The following is a 17196-nucleotide window of genomic DNA, read 5'->3' on the forward strand; positions in this document are numbered from 1 at the left end:
GGATTGCGGGGTCACAGGGGGGGCACGGTCCAAGGTCCCGAGGAGGACCGTCGGTTGGCGCGGGGTCCCCACCCCGGGCCGTGGTCGTGCTGCGTGGTTGTCTCTCGTGGCTCTCGCTCATGGGCGTCGGGTGGTGCCGTCCGCCGCGCTCATCAGCTTTCGCTACGGGTCGTAGCGTAACTGTCCCGTCCGGGACGCGGTACGCCCCCTCCGGTGATCTCGCTCACTCCGCACCCCGGCCCGCTCCGTACTGGCCGGTATGGTCGCGGGCATGCAGAGCCGCACCACTCCTCCGAACCGCACCGGAGGCCGCCCCCGCAGCGCGACCGCCGACGCCGCGATCCTGGAGGCGACCCGGCAGGTCCTCGTCGAGCTCGGCTGGTCCAAGCTGACGCTCGGCGCCGTCGCGACGCGCGCAGGCGTCGCCAAGACGACCCTCTACCGGCGCTGGGCGGGCAAGAGCGAGCTGGTCGTGGACGCGGTGGCCGAGCTCTTCGACGAGCTGGAACTGCCTGACCGGGGCAGCCTCGCGGCCGACATCGAGGGCGTCGTCCTGCAGTTCGCTGTGCTGCTCGGGCGCCCCGAGACGAAGACGGCGCTGATGGCGGTGGTGGCGGAGTCGACGACGGACGAGCCGCTGCGGGACCGCATCCGGGCGTCCATCGTCGACCGCCAGAAGCGGCTCGTCCTCGCGGGGCGCAAGCGGGCGCAGGAGCGGGGCGAACTCCCGCCGGAGCCCGACGCGGTCGCGGCGGGCCGCACCGCCGACCTCATCTTCGACGTGATCGCCGGGGCAGTGGTCCACCGCGCGCTGGTCAGCGCGGAGCCGGTCGACGAGGAGTGGGCCCAGCGGTTCACCTTGCTGCTGCTGGGAGGCTTGGCGGCGGCAGCCGCACAGTCCCCACGGCCCGCGGCTGAAACTCAGACCTGATACCGCTCGGGCGCGAACAGACGCAGGTTCTCGGCGACCCAGGCCGACGTGTGCTTGAGCCCCTCCGCGAGGGAGACCTCAGGAATCCACCCCGCCCACTCCCGCGCCCGGGAGTTGTCCGAAAGGAGCCGCTCCACCTCGCTCCCCGAAGGGCGGAGCCGCGCCGGGTCGACGACCACGGACGCCTTTCGCCCCGACGCCGCGATCAGCGCCTCCGCGAGGTCACCGATGGAGATCTCCCGGCCCACACCGAGGTTGACCGCGTGGCCGAGCGCCCGGTCGGCGACCGCCAGCGCCATGAAGCCGCGCGCCGTGTCCGTGACGTACGTGAAGTCCCGCGTGGGCGTCAGCGACCCCAGCTTGATCTCCCGCGCGCCCGCGTGCAGTTGGGCGAGGATCGTGGGGATGACGGCGCGGGCCGACTGGCGCGGACCGTACGTGTTGAAGGGCCGCACCACCGTCACCGGCAGCTCGAAGGCGTGCCAGTGGGAGAGCGCCATCATGTCGGCGCCGATCTTCGAGGCGGAGTAGGGCGACTGCGGCTGAAGCGGGTGGGACTCGCTGATCGGCGCCGTCAGCGCGGTCCCGTACACCTCGCTCGTGGAGGTGTGGACGAGCCGCCGCACGGAGTGCCTTCGGCAGGCCTCCGCGACGTTCTCCGTGCCGACGACGTTCGTCTGGACGTACGCGCCGGGAGAGTCGTACGAGTACGGGATGCCGATCAGCGCGGCCAGGTGGAAGACCGTGTCGCAGCCGTCGACCGCGTCCATCACGCGCCCCGCGTCCCGTACGTCCCCCGCGATCATCTCGACCCGCGGGTCGCCGATGAGGTGCGCGAGGTGGCCCTTCTCCGCGTACGGCTTGTAGTGGACGAAGGCGCGGACCTTCGCGCCCGCGTCGAGCAGCAGGTCGACGAGTGTCGAGCCGATGAAGCCCTCGGCGCCGGTGACCAGGACCGTGCGGTCCTGCCAGGAGAAGCCGGTGAGGTCGGGGGAAGACGTGGTCATGCGTACTCCAGGTGAGGGGTGACGTGGGCGAGTCGGAGGACCCGCTCGGCGAGCAGGTCGGCGGCGCGGGCGTGCGGCCCGGGGTCCGCGGCGCCGCTCATCGCGGCGAGCCGCACCGGGTCGGCGAGCAGCGGCCCGAGCAGGCCGGCGAGGCGGTCGGCCGTGGTCTCGGCGTCGGGCAGCAGCAGGCCCGCGCCGGCGTCGGAGAGGACGCGGGCGTTGTGGGTCTGGTGGTCGCCGGGGGCGTGCGGGTAGGGCACGAGGACGGCGGGGACGCCGGTGGCGGCCAGTTCGGCGACCGTCGCGGATCCCGCGCGGCAGACGACGAGGTCGGCGGCGGCGTAGGAGAGGTCCATGCGGTCGAGGTAGGGGACGGCGCGGGCGACGGCGTCGCCGCCCTCGGAGACGAGCCGGGCGCGGGTCTCGTCCAGGGCCGCGGGCCCCGTCTTGATGAGGAGGTGTACGTCCGCGCGGTGCCGCCAGCGCGCCGCGAGGCCGACCGCCGCCCCGGTCAGCCTGGCCGCCCCCAGGCTGCCGCCGTTGAAGAGGACGAGCCGGGCCCCGGCAGGTACGCCGAGGTGGCGCCGTGCCTCGCCGCGCAGCGCGGCCCGGTCGAGCGCGGCGAGCGGCGCGGCGATCGGCATCCCGGTGGTGTGCGCGCGCTCGCCGCCCGGCAGGTGGGCGCGGCTGCGGTCGAAGGCGACCGCGATGTTCGGGGTGAGCCGGGCGGCGAACCGGTTGGCGCGGCCCGGCACCGCGTTGGACTCGTGGATGAGGCTCGGCAGGCCCGCCATGCGGGCACCGACGATGACGGGGGCGCTCGGGTAGCCGCCCATGCCGACGGCGACCTGCGCGCCCTGCTCACGCAGGATGGTCCTGCACTGGGCGCCGGACTTCACCAGCGCCGCGGGGAGCAGGTAGCGGCGGGCGCCGAGCGACGGATCGAAGGGGATCATGTCGACGGTGTGCAGGCGGTACCCGGCGTCCGGTATCAGCCGGGTCTCCAGGCCCCGTTCGGTGCCGACGAAGGAGATGACCGCGCCCGGCACGGCCCGGCGCAGCGCGTCGGCGAGGGCGAGACCGGGATAGATGTGTCCACCGGTGCCGCCCGCGCCGATCACGACGGAGAGACCGGCACGGCCCGGGGCGGCGGCGCGGCCGGAGTGAGTGGTTCGCATGGCAATGGAGCTTCACGCGGGGGTCTAAGAGGGTTTTAAGAGCCGCGTTTGGCACCTTGGGTCCATGAGCTTCACGAGCGCGACCAGCAAAGGCGGCCCGCCGGGCGCGGGCGACGCCGCGCGGCACCGGATCCTCGTCGTCGACGACGACCCGGAGGTGCGGGCCGCCGTCGAGGACGCCCTGACGGTCGAGGGCCACCAGGTGCGGGGCGCGGCCGACGGCCACCGGGCGCTGACGGCGGTCGCCCGCTGGCAGCCGGACCTGGTGGTCCTCGACGTCCTGATGCCGGTCATGGACGGCCTCGCGGTCTGCCGTCGGCTGCGCGCCGCGGGCGACCGCACGCCGGTCCTCGTCCTGACCGCCCTGGACTCGGTGAGCGAGCGCGTCGACGGTCTTGACGCGGGCGCCGACGACTACCTGGTCAAGCCGTTCGCCCTGGACGAGCTGGTGGCCCGGGTGCGGGCCCTGCTGCGGCGGGCGACGCCGGAGCGGGCCGCGGACGACGGCGACGAGCTCGCGTACGGTGATCTCGTCCTCGATCCCGCGACGCGCACCGGCCGCCGCGGCGGGCGCCGGGTGGAGTTCAGCCGCACGGAGGCCGTCCTGCTCGAACTGCTCCTGCGCAACGCGGGCCAGGTCCTGCCGCGCGAGCTGATCCAGCAGGCGGTGTGGGGCCAGGACTTCGGCCCCGACTCCAACTCCCTCGCCGTGTACGTGGGTTACCTGCGCCGGAAGCTGGAGTCGGGCGGCGAGTCGCGCCTGGTCCACACGGTGCACGGCGTCGGCTACCGGCTCGGCTCCTCGTGAGCGCGCGGCGCAGGCTCGGCGCGCGCTGGCGTCGCCGCAGGCCGCTGCGCACCCGCCTCGCGGTGATGGCCGCGGCGGCCGTCGCGGTGGTGGCGATCGGGGTGTGCGCCGCCGCGTTCTTCGTGATCCGCTTCAAGCTGTACCAGCAGCTGGACCAGAACCTCGCCCAGTCGGCGACGCTCATCGCCCAGCAGCACCGCACCGGGGGCCCGGGTGTCGTGACGGGCGAGTGCCGCTTCCTGGGCGCGCCCGCCTGCTCGCAGGTGGTGCCCGCGGACCCGGCGGACGACCCGGCGAAGCCGTACCTGCTGCCGGTGACGGGGCCGACGCGTGCGGTCGCGGGCGGCCGGCAGGCCCCGTACTACGCGAACTTCACGCTCCCCGGCGGCAAGCCGGGGCGGATGTACACGACCACCTTCGGCAAGGGTGAGGCCGTGCAGGTCGCCCTGCGCGCGGACATCGCGGAGCGTGGCGTGCGTCAGGCCGCCTCACTCCTCGCGGCGGTCGGCGGCGCGGGCGTGCTGCTCTCCGCGGTCGGCGGCTACTGGGTATCGCGCACGGGTCTGGCGCCGATCACCCGCCTCACCGCCACGGCCGAGCGCATCGCGGCGACCCGGGACGCCCGCCACCGCATCGAGCTGCCGCCAGGACCGCCGGGGCGCGAGGCCCACGAGGACGAAGTCACCCGGCTCGCCGCGACGTTCAACACGATGCTCGCCGAGCTTGAGGAGTCCGTCGCGGCCCGGCGCCGCCTGGTCGCCGACGCCTCCCACGAGCTGCGCACCCCGCTCACCGCGCTGCGCACCAACGCCGAACTGCTCGCCAAGGCAGAGCTGTTGACCGACGCCCAGCGCGACCGCGCGTCCGGTGCGCTCGGCCGCCAGCTGCGCGAAGTCACAGGCCTGGTCAACGACTTGATCGAACTGGCCAGGGAGTCGGAGCCGCAGCCGCTGCTCGAAGAGGTACGGCTCGCCCCGTTGACCGCCCACGCGGTGGACGCGGCGCGCGGCCACTGGCCCGCGGTCCCCTTCACGCTGCGGGTGGCACCGGAAGCGGCCGATCTCAGCGTGCCGGGCGTGGCGGCGCGGCTCTCGCGGCTGCTCACCAATCTCCTGGACAACGCGGCGAAGTTCAGCCCGCCGGGCGCCCCGGTCGAGGTCGTGCTGACGGCCGACGCGCTGACCGTGCGCGATCACGGTCCGGGCATCACGGAGGAGGACCTGCCGTACGTCTTCGACCGCTTCTACCGCGCCGAGAAGGCCCGCGCGCTGCCCGGCTCGGGGCTCGGTCTCGCGATGGCCCGCCAGATCGCGCACGCGCACGGCGCGGAGCTGACGGCGGAACGTGCGCCGGGCGGGGGCGCGCTGTTCCGCCTCGTCCTGCCTGCCGCGTAGGCCTGTCGGGCTATTTCTTCGCCCAGGCGCAGCTGCCCAGCTCCGCCTTGCCCTTGGCGACGAGCCGGTCGGCCTCGCGGGCCATCAGGACCCGGGTTTTGCCGCCCTTGCAGACGACCGTGCGGTCCCCGTGTCCGGCCAGGTCGACGAGGATCTGGTCCCAGTGCCGGTACTGCACGTCGTGTCCGGAGTCGGCGTACGTACGCACCCGCTCCTCGCCCGGCAGCGCCTCCTGCCACGTCTTCAGCGTGGCGGGCGGCACGGTGGTGTCCTTCTTGCCGCCGTAGAGGTAGACGGGGGCGTCCAGCTCGGAGAGGTCGGGTCCCGGGCGGCCGCAGTACAGCCTCTGCTCGTGGACCTGGGGCGCCGGGTCGGCCTGCTGCCCGCGCTGGTTGTAGGTGCGCGCGCCCTCTTCGTACGCGGTGTCGGCGAAGCCGGGGATCGACTTGACGGGGCTGTCGTCGGGGAAGGCCCACCACTTGCGCGGGTCCTTGATCTGGTCCTCGACCGCGGCGGTGAGCGCGTCGTCGGAGAGGGAGCAGTAGGCGGGCTTCGTGCCGTACGGGGGGAGGGCGGCGGCGAGGTGGAGCTGGGAGACGCGCTCGGGGGCGCGGGCGGCGAGCTCGGCGGCGTAGGGGCCGCCGCCGGATATCGCGACCACGGACACGTCGTCGACGCCGAGCTTGTCGAGGACCTGGAGGGCGTCCTCGGCGAAGTCGGCCTTGCCCAGCCTCTCGTCGAACTCGGTGTCGCCGAAGCCGTTGCGCTCGACGGAGATGAGGCGCAGGCCCAGGTCCTCGCGGGTGGTGCGGAAGAAGTCCGTCATGTGTGAGGCGCGGGCGCTGGTGCCGGTGCCGCCGATGAACAGGACGGGCTTGCCGTCCTTGTCGCCAGTGTCCGAGTAGTGCGCGGTCCGCCCGTCCCTGAGCTTGGCCGCGTGCACCTCGGGGCCGAGCGAGTCGAAGGCGTCCTGCACCTTCGGCTCGGGCGGCGGGCTCGCACTCACCTCGCCGGAACCGCCCACGAGCAGCGCGCCGAGGATGGTGGCGGTGGCGGCTCCGATGGCGATGGCGGCGGTGCGGGCGTGGCCGGTCGAGGTCACGGGTTCTCCTGGGGCGGGGGGCGGGGGCCGGCGTGGCGCCTGCCCTGGCCCCTGGGCCTTAAACCTGTGACTTTGGGCGGGGGTCGCGGGGCGGGGGTATGTGTGCTGCCTGCGGGTGGGTGGGGGTTGCTCGCACAGTTCCCCGCGCCCCTGGAACTCGGGCCGGCCCGTCCCATCTCACCTGCGGGCCGTGGGGGCTCGCCGCGCAGTTCCCCGCGCACCCTCGCAGACATGAGCCCCCACAGCCCCACGAGCACCCGCAGGCAACCACGCAGGGCCACCCCTCAAGGGGCGCGGGGAACTGCGCGAACAGCCCCCACCGGCCCGCAGGCAGGGAACGGTCTAGAACCCCGGCGGCTCCACGTAGACCCCCCACTCCTCCCGGAGGACCCCGCAAATCTCCCCGAGCGTCGCCTCCGCCCGAACCGCCTCCAGCATGGGAACGATCATGTTGGAGCCGTCGCGCGCGGCCGCCAGCATGGCGTCGAGAGACGCCCGGACCCGCGCATCGTCACGCCGCCCCTTGCGCCCCGCGAGGTCCCGGACCTGCTCCCGCTCCACCTCATGGCTGACCCGCAGGATCTCCAGGTCACCGGTGACCGAGCCTTCGAGGCAGTTGACGCCGACGACCCGCTTGTCGCCCTTCTCCACGGACCGCTGGTACTGGAAGGCCGACTCGGCGATCTCGCCGGTGAACCAGCCGTCCTCGATGCCCCGCAGGATGCCCGAGGTGATCGGCCCGATCGGGTGCTGCCCGTCGGGGCAGGCCCGCCGCCCCCGCTCCCTGATCTGGTCGAAGATCTTCTCCGCGTCGGCCTCGATGCGGTCGGTGAGCTGCTCGATGTACCAGGAGCCGCCGAGCGGGTCGGCGACGTTCGCGACCCCCGTCTCCTCCATCAGCACCTGCTGCGTACGGAGCGCGATCTCCGCGGCCTGCTCGCTGGGCAGCGCGAGGGTCTCGTCCAACGCGTTGGTGTGCAGGGAGTTCGTGCCGCCGAGCACCGCGGCCAGCGCCTCGACCGCCGTACGTACGACGTTGTTGTACGGCTGCTGCGCGGTCAGCGAGACACCGGCCGTCTGCGTGTGGAAGCGCAGCCACTGCGCCTTGTCGGTCTTCGCCCCGTACTCCTCGCGCAGCCAGCGGGCCCAGATGCGGCGCGCCGCGCGGAACTTGGCGATCTCCTCGAAGAAGTCGACGTGCGCGTCGAAGAAGAAGGAGAGGCCGGGCGCGAAGACGTCCACGTCAAGGCCGCGCGAGAGGCCGAGCTCCACGTACCCGAAGCCGTCCGCGAGCGTGTACGCGAGCTCCTGCGCGGCCGTCGCCCCGGCCTCGCGGATGTGATAGCCGGAGACGGAGAGCGGCTTGTACGCGGGGATGTCGCGCGCGCAGTGCTCCATCAGGTCGCCGATGAGGCGCAGGTGCGGCTCGGGCTGGAAGAGCCACTCCTTCTGCGCGATGTACTCCTTGAAGATGTCGGTCTGGAGCGTGCCGTTGAGGACGGCCGGGTCGACGCCCTGGCGCTCGGCGGCGACCAGGTACATGCAGAAGACGGGCACCGCGGGCCCGCTGATCGTCATGGAGGTCGTCACGTCGCCGAGCGGGATGTCCTTGAAGAGGACCTCCATGTCGGCGGCGGAGTCGATGGCGACACCGCAGTGCCCGACCTCGCCGAGCGAGCGGGGGTCGTCGGAGTCGCGACCCATGAGGGTCGGCATGTCGAAGGCGACGGAGAGGCCGCCGCCGCCGTTGGCCAGGATCATCTTGTAGCGCTCGTTCGTCTGCTCGGCGTTGCCGAAGCCCGCGAACTGGCGGATGGTCCAGGTCCGGCCGCGGTACCCGGTCGGGTGGAGCCCGCGCGTGAAGGGGTACTCACCGGGCCAGCCGATCCGCTCGAACCCCTCGTAGGTGTCCGCGGGCCGCGGTCCGTACACGGGGTCGACCTCGTCCCCGGAGAGCGTGGTGAAGTCCGCGTCGCGCTTGCGGGCCTTGTCGTAACGGGCCTGCCAGCGTCGGCGGCCTTCCTCGATCGCTTCAGCGTCCATACCGTCGAATTTACTTGGACGTCCTAGTAAATGTCGATGGCCAACCGCCACGGGCTTGCCCGTGGCGGTGTGGGTCGGAAGGGCCCTACGCCTTCGCGGTGACCGGGGAGCCGCTCTCGATCAGCGGCTCGACCTCACGGACGACCTTGCGCTCGACGAAGAACGCGGCGGTCGGGATGGTGCCGGAGATCAGTACCCACAGCAGCTTGCCGAACGGCCACTTCGCCTTGGAGCCCAGGTCGAAGGCGAAGATCAGGTAGATGATGTAGAGCACGCCGTGGATCTGGGAGACGACGAGCGTCAGATCCTGCCCCTTGTCGAAGCCGTACTTGAACACCATGCAGGTGCACAGGACGAGCAACATGACTGCGGTGACGTAGGCCATCACCCGGTATCGGGTCAGCACGCTCTTCTTCATGCAATCGAGAGTAACGGCCCTTTTGGCGCGATCTTCAGCGCCCCCGCCCCGACCGGAACGGCCGACTCCTACCTCTCCTCGAAATCCTCCGCCGCCACCCGCAACGGCCGCAGCATCGCGAAGATCTCCCCGCACTCCTCCGCGTCGTACACCCCGAGCCCGAAGTCCATCGCCATCAGCTCGCGGGTGGCCGCCTCGACGACCTCGCGGCCCTTGTCCGTGATGGAGGCGAGCGTGCCGCGGCCGTCGTTGGGGTTCGGGCGCTTGTCGACCAGGCCGGATTTGACCAGGCGGTCCACCGTGTTCGTGACCGACGTCGGGTGGACCATCAGCCGCTCGCCGATCTTCGACATCGGCAACTCGCCGGCCTGCGAGAAGGTGAGCAGGACGAGCGCCTCGTACCGCGCGAAGGTCAGTCCGTACGGCTTGACGACCGCGTCGACCTCGGCGAGGAGGATCTGGTGCGCGCGCATGATCGAGGTGATCGCGCCCATCGCCGGGACCGACCCCCAGCGCTGCTTCCAGAGCTCGTCGGCGCGGGCGATGGGATCGAAGGGGAGGCTGAGCGGCTTCGGCACGGCATCGACCTTACCCGTCGGTCACATGCTGGTCAGCCCCGTCTCGCGATTCGGTCGTACGTTCCAGGCCGCCGCCCTCCGCACGTTCCCGCTGCCGCGCCCCGGCGTCCCGCGTGCGCCGCACCTCAAGCACCAGGAGCAGGCAGCAGGCGGTGCCGAGCAGCCCCGCCCCCGCGACGACCGTGCTGACCGCCCAGAACTCCGCGGCAAGGCCCGCGAGCGCCATGCCGAGGCCCTGGACCGTCATCAGCCCCGCCGTGAGCACCGTCATCGCGCGGCCCCGCAGCTCCTCGGGCACGGCGTCGACGAACCAGCGGTCGAGGCCCAGCGTGTACGCCGATCCGGCCCCGGCGAGCGCGAGGGTGGCCAGCGCGGGGACGAGGCCGGGCGTGAACGCGTACACCACGAGCGGGACAAGCACGAGCGAGGCGAGCGGCAGCACGATGCGGGCGCGCGCGGACGCGGAGAGGACCGAGCCCGCGTACAGCTCGCCCGCGACCGTGCCCACCGGCGGGGCGCACATGAGCAGGCCGACGCCCCCGACCCCGATCCCGATCTCGTCCGCGTACGGGGCGGCGAGCACCTCGGGGGCGACCAGGAACATCGGCGGCACCCAGAAGAGCAGCAGCAGGGCCCGCACGCGCCGGTCGCCGAGGGCCCGGCGGGCACCGCTCAGCGAGTACCGCACGAGCGCCCCGCCCCCGCCATCGCCCTCGCCCTCGCGTGCGGGCCGCCGCCGCGTCCCGCACCGCAGCACCAGCGCCGAGAGCGTGAACGTGCAGACGGTGATGGCGAGGGCGGCGCGCGGCGTCACGAAGGTGAGGAGTACGCCGCCGAGTCCGAACCCGGCCAGGACGGAGCTCTGCGAGACGATGCGCAGCAGGGAGCGGCCGAGGACGAAGAGGTCGCCGTCGCCGAGGATGTCGGTGAGGGTCGCCATCCGGGTGCCGTTGAAGACCGGCGAGACGAGGGCGATGGCGCAGCGCAGCGCCAGCAGTGCGGCGACGGGCGTCGTGGGCAGCGCCATGAGTGCGGCGCACCCGGCGCACGCCATGTCGCACAGGACGAGCACCCGCCGGGGCGGGAAGCGGTCGGCGATGCCGGACAGGAGGGTCCCACCGATGAGGTAGGGCAGCATGCCGAGCGCGAAGGTGAGCGCGCTGAGCAGCGGTGATCCGGTGAGTCCGTAGACCAGCACGGTCAGGGCGATCTCGCTGACGACGACGCCGAGCAGCGAGAAGGCGTGCGCGACGAAGACGGCACGGAACTCGCGCACGGCGAAGACGCGGGCGTAGCCGGGCGATGCGCCGGCGGGTGTGGACCGGGTTCGGGGCATGTCGGCAGCCTCACGCGGGCGGGCGCCCTGCCCTAGAGTTTCGGGCCAGGGCGAATCTTCGGGCCTCGGCGGGAGGCGTCGGCGTGCCGTTCCATCTGCACTTCGGCCGGGACGATCTGCTGCGCTGCCGGTTCGCGGTGTCGCCGCTGTGGGAGACGCAGGAGGCCGTACGGACGCTCAAGCGGCCCGACCGGCAGACGTACCACCCGCGGTGGCTGCGCCGGATCCGGGCGGCGGGCCGCGGGCTCGACCTCTCCGCGCTGTGGCTCCTGATGCCGCAGCGCGGGCATTTCCCCGACTTCCTCGGGCCGCCGCCGATCGGTCCCGCCGCCCGTTTCGAGGAGGAGATCGCGGGGGTCCGCGCGGCCGATCCGGTGGCCGCCGCGGACGACCTGGCGCGGGCGCTCGCCTGTACACCGGGCGCGGCCGAGACGCCGAAGGGGCGGGCGCTGCTCGCCGACCCGGTGGGCGCCGTGCGGGAGCTGGCGGACGCCATGGAGGCCGCCTGGCACACCCTCGTCGAGCCGGAGTGGCCGCGGCTGCGCACGCTCCTCGAGGCGGATGTCGCCTACCACTCGCGGCGGCTCGCGGAGGTGGGGCTCGGCGGGCTGCTTCCGGAGCTCGACCGGCGCCTGTCGTGGGACGAGGGGACGCTCACCGTGGAGTGGCGGGGCGAGCACGCGCGGGCGCTTTCGGGGCAGGGCCTCGTGCTGATCCCGAGCGTGTTCTCGTGGCCGGACGTGGTCAGCGGTTTCGAGCCGCCGTGGCAGCCGGCGCTGGCCTATCCGGTGCGGGGCATCGCGGCGCTGTGGGCCGAGCCGGACGACCGTACGCCCGAGCCGCTCGTACGGCTCCTGGGCCGGGGCCGGGCCGCGGTGCTCGCCGCGCTCGTCACACCGGACACCACGTCGGGCCTCGCACACCGGCTCGGGCTCGCGCCGTCGTCGGTGTCGGCGCATCTGTCGGCGTTGCGGGGCGCCGGGCTGCTGGTGTCGCGGCGGTACGGGCACCGGGTGTTCTACGAGTGCACGCCGCTCGGCATCGCGCTCTGCACCGGGGGCGGTGTGGCACAAGAGCTTGATTAGTCCTCTATGTAACGATTGCCGGGCTGACTGCCCGTCACGTCACATCGCCCAAAGGGGGCTGGATGCACCGGCTGCTCCGCACGTTCACGGCACTCGCGGCCCTCGCCGCCCTCGGGCTCCCGGCCGGCTGCTCATCGGACTCCGCCGGATCCGGCGCGGACGAGGCCGCCGAACGTGCCGCCGCCACCGGCTCGGCCCCGCGGTCCGCGGGCGCCTTCTGGGTCGACCCCGACAGCGCCGCCGCACGCCAGGTCGAGCAGTGGGAGCGGCAGGGGCGCGCCAAGGACGCCGCGGCGCTCCGGCGCATCTCCGAGCGGCCCGTGGCGCTCTGGCCCGCCGGTGACGATCCCCGGCCCGACATCGAGGAGGCGACGAAGGGCGCGGCGAAGGAGGGCCGCACCGCCGTGCTCGTCGCGTACAACATCCCGCACCGCGACTGCGGTCAGCACTCCGCGGGCGGCGCGGGCGGCGCGGACCAGTACCGGAGCTGGGTGGACACCTTCGCCGACTCGATCGGCCGGGCGCCCGCCCTGGTCGTCCTGGAGCCCGACGCGATCCCGCACATCGCCGACGGCTGCACCCCCGCCGAGTACCACGCGGAGCGCTACCAGCTGCTCTCCGAGGCGATCCAGCGGCTCAAGCGGCAGCCGAAGGTGAAGGTCTACCTGGACGCGGGCAACCCCGGCTGGATCAGCGACGCCCACAAGCTCACCGAGCCGCTCCAGAAGGCGGGCGTCGCCCAGGCCGACGGCTTCTCGTTGAACGTCTCCAACTTCCAGGGCGACGAGAAGACCAAGGCGTACGGCCGCACGCTGTCGGCCACCGTCGACGGCAAGCACTTCGTCATGGACACCAGCCGCAACGGCAGGGGGCCGCTGGCCGGCGACCGCCAGGACGCCTGGTGCAACCCGCCAGGCCGGGGCCTCGGCACCCCGCCGACCGACCGCACGGGCGATCCGCTGCTCGACGCCGTCCTGTGGATCAAGCGTCCCGGCGACTCGGACGGCCCGTGCCGGGGCGGCCCGGCCGCCGGGCAGTGGTGGCCGGACTACGCGCTGGGCCTCGCGCGCAACGCCAAGCAGGCCTGAGAGCTTGTGTCATATCCCCGGTCGGATCAGTGGGCGTCGTCTGGTGCGTGCGATCGCAAGGCGCCGGGAAGTCCTTGTAGCGGAGCTACTAGGGCTTTTCGGCAACGCGGCGAGCGTGCGTGCCAGACGACGCCCACCCGGCCGGGGATATGACACAGGCTCTGAGAGCCGGTGGCCTTCGGTACGGGGCGGGCCGGTCAGCCCTCCGTGCCGACATGGATCCACTTCGCCTCGGACGACGTGCCGTCCTTGTCCGTCACGAAGAGCATGTACCAGCCGGGCGGCACCAGCGCCGTGTCGCCCTGCGGCACGGCCACCGTCACCGAGCCCTTGCCCCTGGTGAGTCCCAGCGCGATCGAACGCTGCTCGACGTCCGTCGTGTGCGTCACCGCGCTCGGACGCATCAGCCGGGCCGACGCGATGGTCCCGGGGTGCTCGGTCCTGAACGTCGCGCGGCCGTCCGCCGCCAACTGCTCGGGGCCCTCACCGAGCACCGGGCGGCTCGCGCCGCCCTTGTGCAGCGCGGGCGGCGTGAAGATCTCCATGCGCTGCTCGAAGTGGCCGAGCTTGGTGTTCTGCTGGTTGTCGTAGAGCGGGTCGGAGCCGAAGGTGGCGACCCGGCCGTCGGGCAGCAGCAGCGCCTCGGAGTGGTAGTTGCGGCCCACCTTGGGAGACGCGGCCTCGCGGAACTCGTTCGTCTTCGGGTCGTAGAACTGCGCCTTGAGGACGTTGCTCGCGCTGCGGCCGCGGTAGTCCCGTGAGCCGTTGGACGTGAAGACCGAGTCGTCCGGCATGAGCACGCTGTTGAGGTACCGCGTGCCCTGCGGGAGTTCGGGCCCGGTCTTGAAGGACGGGTTCTCGTCCTTGAGGTCGATCACGGCCGTGCGGCTCGTCGCCTTCTTCGACTCGCCCACTCCCCCGCCGCCCAGGACCATCACCTTCTGGTCCTGCGCGGGCGGAAGGAGCACGGACGCCGAGGTCTCGGTCTGGTCGAGGTCCTCAAGGCCCGGGACCTTCGCGAACGTGTTCGTCCTCAGGTCCCACAGGCCAGGCTCCCGGCCCTTCTCGGCCGGCCCGTAGCCCGCGTTCGACGCCGGGTAGAAGAGCTTGCCACCCTTGGTGAGGAAGAGCGCGGGGTACGTCGGGAAGTACCGCTTGGGCCCGTCCGACCACTTCTTCGTCCTCGGGTCGTAGATCTCGTTGTCGCCCGGGTCGATGACGCCCACGTCGTCGAGGCCGGAGACCGCGAGCACCTTGCCGTCCGCGAGACCGACCAGGGTCGGGTACCAGCGGGCCTTCTTCATCGGGTCGACGGGCAGGTACTTCTCGGCCTTCGGGTCGAACTCGTACGCCGCCTTGATCCCCTGGAAGTCCTGCTTCTCCATGTCGATCTTCTCGGCGATGCCGTAGGTGTTGTCGGCCTCGTCGCCGGTGAGACCCTCGATCTCGTACTGCGCCGACTTCTCGGTGACCGACTGCTCGCCGCTCTCGACCGCCTCCACGAAGACGCGCGTCTCGCTCGCCTTGATCTTCGTCTTCCAGGGCTGCATCACACCGGACTTGGAGTACGTGATCTCGAAGTTCCGCTTGGCCTTGGGCACTTCGACGTCGAACTTGCTGACGTACTCGACACCGGACGGCGAACGGAACTTGGTGCCCTTCTTCAGGACCACCGGTCTGTCCGGGTTCTCGTTCTTCACCCGCATCCCGCCGCCCGCCCGCTCCACCTCGCCGTCGAGCCGCTCGTAGCGCGCGGTGCCGCCGGCCACCAGCAGGCGCCCGTCGGGGAGCTGGGCGTGCCCGGAGCAGAAGAAGTCCTCGGGCGTGTCGATCTTCTTGAAGGTGTCCTTCTTCGGGTCCCACAGGATCGTGTCAAACGACCCCGCGTCGAATTTCTTCTGCTCGTTCCCCGAGCCGGCGACGATCAGCACCTTGCCCGTGTGCAGCAGCGCGGCGTGGATGGCGTTGGTGCGGAACTCCTCGGGGATGTCGACCTGCTTCCAGGAGCCGTACTTCGCCTTGTAGCCGGGCCGGGAGATCTTGTACTCGTAGTACTGCTCCTCGGCGAAGGAGAGCGCGGCGGGGGCGTTCAGTCCCACCAGGAGTGCGCCCGCGCCGACTCCGAACAGCGTCTTCCTGGTGCGCTTCGAGGGGCGGTAGGCCATAAGTCAGTTCCCTCCTGTCGTCGTGCCGGAGGCGAACGCGGGCTCAGGATCGCCCTCCACATGTACGTCCGCGTCTTCGCCGAGCAGGGCGGCGGGCCGCTCCTGCCGGGCCTCCCTGCGCTCCTTGACCAGCGAGAAGGCCCAGATCGAGACCGGCGCGAGCGAGATGACCGTCGCGAGGACCGCCCAGGTGCGCATCGCCACATGGGTGTGGCCGAGCACGAAGGAGGCGACGAGCGAACTGATCAGCACCACCGCCCAGAAGAGGTGGATACGGAAGGTGAGCAGCCGGTCCGGGCTGGCGTCGCCGCCCTTGGGGGTGACCACGAAGCGGCTGGGGCGGCGCAGCAGCGCGGCGCCGAGCGACTTGGCGTAGATGGGCGCGGAGAGCGCCGACATCGCCATGCCCGCGAGTCCGCCGGAGCCCTCCGGCTCGTGCGGGGAGACGTTGTGCCGCCGGTTCCAGAGGTAGAGGCCGACCTGGAGGGCCGCCGCGTCGCTGTACAGCATCAGCCAGACCGATGCGGCGACCTGGGTGCCGCTGGCCCCGAACCACAGGAACAGCACACAGCTGAGCACGCCGAGCAGCCAGTTGACGGCCGTCATGGGGTAGTACACGAGCATCAGCGAGTACGAGAAGAGGCGTCCGGGCGGCATGGTGAACGGCGCCTTCCAGTACTGCTTGAACAGCGTCTCGTACGTGCCGCGCGACCAGCGCATCTGCTGGGTGAAGAAGTCCGTCCAGGAGGCCGGGCCCTCGCCGACGGCCAGCACGTCGGGGGTGTAGACCGAGCGCCAGTGCCGCCGCGTCGCGGGGTTGCGGTGGCGGTGCAGCTCGAAGCCCGTCGCCATGTCCTCAGTGACCGAGTCGTGCAGGCCGCCCACCTGGGTGAGCGCGCTGATCCGTACGACGTTGTTCGTGCCGACGAACATGGGGGCGCGGTAGCGGTTGCCCGCGCGCTGGATGAGCGCGTGGAAGAGGAACTGCTGGGACTCGGCGGCCTTGGTGACGGGCGTCGTGTAGTTCCCGTAGACCTGGGGCCCGACGACGAACGCGACGTCCGGGTCGCGGAAGTAGCCCATCATCCGCTCCAGGAAGTCGGGGAGCGGGACGTGGTCGGTGTCGACCGAGGCGAAGAAGTCGTACTCGGCGTGGTGGAGCGCCAGCCAGGCGTTGTAGTTGCCGTGCTTGGTGCGGGCCTTGTGCGGCCCCTTCTCGCGGTTCCACTCCGCCACCCCGTAGCGCGTGAAGTGCCGCACGCCGAGTTCCTCGCAGAGGGCCTTAGCCTCGGGGGTGTTCCCCTCGTCCAGGAGCCATACGTCGAGGGGGCCGGGGTGGTGGACCCGGACGGCGCCCTCCAGGGTCGCCCTGACCATGGACAGGGGCTCCTTGCCCGGCACGTACGTGGTGAGGAAGGCGACGCGGGTGCCGGGCTCGGGGACCACGGGTATCGGGTCCCTCGCGACCATCGTGGCGTGGGCGATGGATACGACGTTGACCAGCATGAAGAGCTCGATCAGGCCGATCGCCACGAGCATCGTGACGTCCAGGCCGATCAGCCAGCGGTCGCCGCCCTCGCGTTCGGTCCAGTGGGTGGGCCAGACGAGGTAGACCAGCAGGATGCCGGTGAGCACGGGCGCCAGGGTCATCAGGAGCACGGCGCGTATGCGGTGCGGTTCGCTGGACAGGAGCGAGCGGTACCGGACCCGGTACGGTCCAGGCCCCCCGCCCCCTCCGTCGTCGCCGTGCGGCTCCGTGAGCGGTCCGGCGAGCGTGCTGTGGGTCTCGTAGTCGTAGCCCTCCGGCTGCCGCACAGCGCCCTCCAGGTTCTGGGTGATCCGGTAACGAATCGAACAGGCCGATGCGACGAAGGCGACTGATACGGCCGTACCCTCACAAAAGTGGAGTTTCCCCGGCGTGTCGAACGGGGTTCGCCCGTGCGAGGGGTTTTAGGTTGGGGGGTTTTGGCGGGGTTGCGGCGGAAGGCATGCCTCTACGCCCGCTGTGCGTCGCGGGGCAAACGGGTGGGCGAGCGGGACTCGCCCCGGCGCCCCGCGACGCG

General features: G+C 72.0%; 14 protein-coding genes. 5 read left to right on the forward strand and 9 right to left on the reverse strand.

The annotated features are described in order from the left end of the window. Positions 1–271: 271 nt before the first annotated feature. Positions 272–931: a TetR/AcrR family transcriptional regulator gene (locus tag AC07DI_RS00060; RefSeq protein WP_384248814.1), complete on the forward strand. Its 660-nt coding sequence runs from the start codon at positions 272–274 to the stop codon at positions 929–931. Here AC07DI_RS00060 and AC07DI_RS00065 read toward each other — a convergent pair. Together AC07DI_RS00065 and AC07DI_RS00070 are read right to left on the reverse strand one after the other, a co-directional pair. Then, positions 922–1938: a GDP-mannose 4,6-dehydratase gene (locus tag AC07DI_RS00065; protein WP_478901178.1), complete on the reverse strand. Its 1017-nt coding sequence runs from the start codon at positions 1936–1938 to the stop codon at positions 922–924. The two genes, AC07DI_RS00060 and AC07DI_RS00065, sit on opposite strands and share 10 nt — an antisense overlap. Then, positions 1935–3116, reverse strand: a complete 1182-nt coding sequence (locus tag AC07DI_RS00070; RefSeq protein ID WP_384248820.1) for a UDP-N-acetylglucosamine--N-acetylmuramyl-(pentapeptide) pyrophosphoryl-undecaprenol N-acetylglucosamine transferase — start codon at positions 3114–3116, stop codon at positions 1935–1937. Before AC07DI_RS00070 ends, AC07DI_RS00065 begins: the two co-directional genes overlap by 4 nt. A gap of 64 nt (positions 3117–3180) precedes the next feature. Between AC07DI_RS00070 and AC07DI_RS00075 the strand changes: the two genes are divergently transcribed. Together AC07DI_RS00075 and AC07DI_RS00080 are read left to right on the forward strand one after the other, a co-directional pair. Further along, a complete protein-coding gene (locus AC07DI_RS00075) occupies positions 3181–3924 on the forward strand; it encodes a response regulator transcription factor (protein WP_478901180.1) in 744 nt (247 codons plus the stop codon). Then, complete coding sequence (locus tag AC07DI_RS00080; RefSeq protein WP_478901182.1) at positions 3921–5318, forward strand: sensor histidine kinase; 1398 nt, start codon at positions 3921–3923, stop codon at positions 5316–5318. Before AC07DI_RS00075 ends, AC07DI_RS00080 begins: the two co-directional genes overlap by 4 nt. Before the next feature lie 10 nt (positions 5319–5328). On the opposite strand, the gene AC07DI_RS00085 is transcribed toward AC07DI_RS00080, so the two are convergent. The 5 genes from AC07DI_RS00085 to AC07DI_RS00105 form a co-directional block, all read right to left on the reverse strand. After that, entirely contained in the window at positions 5329–6420 is a 1092-nt protein-coding gene (locus tag AC07DI_RS00085; protein ID WP_384248827.1) for an alpha/beta fold hydrolase, read from the reverse strand. 342 nt (positions 6421–6762) lie between these two features. Continuing rightward, positions 6763–8463 carry an acyl-CoA mutase large subunit family protein gene (locus AC07DI_RS00090; RefSeq protein WP_478901184.1) on the reverse strand — a complete coding sequence of 567 codons (1701 nt, stop codon included), beginning with the start codon at positions 8461–8463 and terminating at the stop codon, positions 6763–6765. Positions 8464–8548: 85 nt separating this feature from the next. Further along, positions 8549–8881, reverse strand: coding sequence for a DUF3817 domain-containing protein (locus AC07DI_RS00095; protein ID WP_384248833.1), 333 nt, complete (start codon positions 8879–8881; stop codon positions 8549–8551). A gap of 68 nt (positions 8882–8949) precedes the next feature. Continuing rightward, entirely contained in the window at positions 8950–9459 is a 510-nt protein-coding gene (locus tag AC07DI_RS00100) for a MarR family winged helix-turn-helix transcriptional regulator (protein WP_384248835.1), read from the reverse strand. A gap of 10 nt (positions 9460–9469) precedes the next feature. Then, positions 9470–10795 (reverse strand): MFS transporter, encoded by a 1326-nt coding sequence (locus tag AC07DI_RS00105; protein ID WP_478901186.1) that lies wholly within the window; start codon positions 10793–10795, stop codon positions 9470–9472. A gap of 83 nt (positions 10796–10878) precedes the next feature. On the opposite strand from AC07DI_RS00105, the gene AC07DI_RS00110 reads away from it, so the two are divergent. Next, complete coding sequence (locus AC07DI_RS00110) at positions 10879–11880, forward strand: ArsR/SmtB family transcription factor (protein ID WP_384248840.1); 1002 nt, start codon at positions 10879–10881, stop codon at positions 11878–11880. Between the two features lie 62 nt (positions 11881–11942). Beyond that, positions 11943–12968: a glycoside hydrolase family 6 protein gene (locus AC07DI_RS00115; RefSeq protein ID WP_478901188.1), complete on the forward strand. Its 1026-nt coding sequence runs from the start codon at positions 11943–11945 to the stop codon at positions 12966–12968. Positions 12969–13165: 197 nt separating this feature from the next. Here AC07DI_RS00115 and glxA read toward each other — a convergent pair whose 3' ends face one another. Both glxA and AC07DI_RS00125 read right to left on the reverse strand, forming a co-directional pair. Beyond that, positions 13166–15133 (reverse strand): radical copper oxidase GlxA, encoded by a 1968-nt coding sequence (gene glxA, locus AC07DI_RS00120; RefSeq protein ID WP_478901190.1) that lies wholly within the window; start codon positions 15131–15133, stop codon positions 13166–13168. Between the two features lie 3 nt (positions 15134–15136). Next, positions 15137–16948: a glycosyltransferase family 2 protein gene (locus AC07DI_RS00125; RefSeq protein ID WP_478901191.1), complete on the reverse strand. Its 1812-nt coding sequence runs from the start codon at positions 16946–16948 to the stop codon at positions 15137–15139. Positions 16949–17196 lie beyond the last annotated feature (248 nt).

This window comes from Streptomyces sp. NPDC044106, assembly GCF_056433985.1.

Bases quoted from the DNA above. Each gene is read 5' to 3' on its own strand.
- AC07DI_RS00095 (WP_384248833.1), bottom strand. From the start codon at position 8,881: ATGAAGAAGAGCGTGCTGACCCGATACCGGGTGATGGCCTACGTCACC.
- AC07DI_RS00070 (WP_384248820.1), bottom strand. From the start codon at position 3,116: ATGCGAACCACTCACTCCGGCCGCGCCGCCGCCCCGGGCCGTGCCGGT.
- AC07DI_RS00115 (WP_478901188.1), top strand. From the start codon at position 11,943: ATGCACCGGCTGCTCCGCACGTTCACGGCACTCGCGGCCCTCGCCGCC.
- AC07DI_RS00060 (WP_384248814.1), top strand. From the start codon at position 272: ATGCAGAGCCGCACCACTCCTCCGAACCGCACCGGAGGCCGCCCCCGC.
- AC07DI_RS00065 (WP_478901178.1), bottom strand. From the start codon at position 1,938: ATGACCACGTCTTCCCCCGACCTCACCGGCTTCTCCTGGCAGGACCGC.
- AC07DI_RS00090 (WP_478901184.1), bottom strand. From the start codon at position 8,463: ATGGACGCTGAAGCGATCGAGGAAGGCCGCCGACGCTGGCAGGCCCGT.
- AC07DI_RS00105 (WP_478901186.1), bottom strand. From the start codon at position 10,795: ATGCCCCGAACCCGGTCCACACCCGCCGGCGCATCGCCCGGCTACGCC.
- AC07DI_RS00075 (WP_478901180.1), top strand. From the start codon at position 3,181: ATGAGCTTCACGAGCGCGACCAGCAAAGGCGGCCCGCCGGGCGCGGGC.
- glxA (WP_478901190.1), bottom strand. From the start codon at position 15,133: ATGGCCTACCGCCCCTCGAAGCGCACCAGGAAGACGCTGTTCGGAGTC.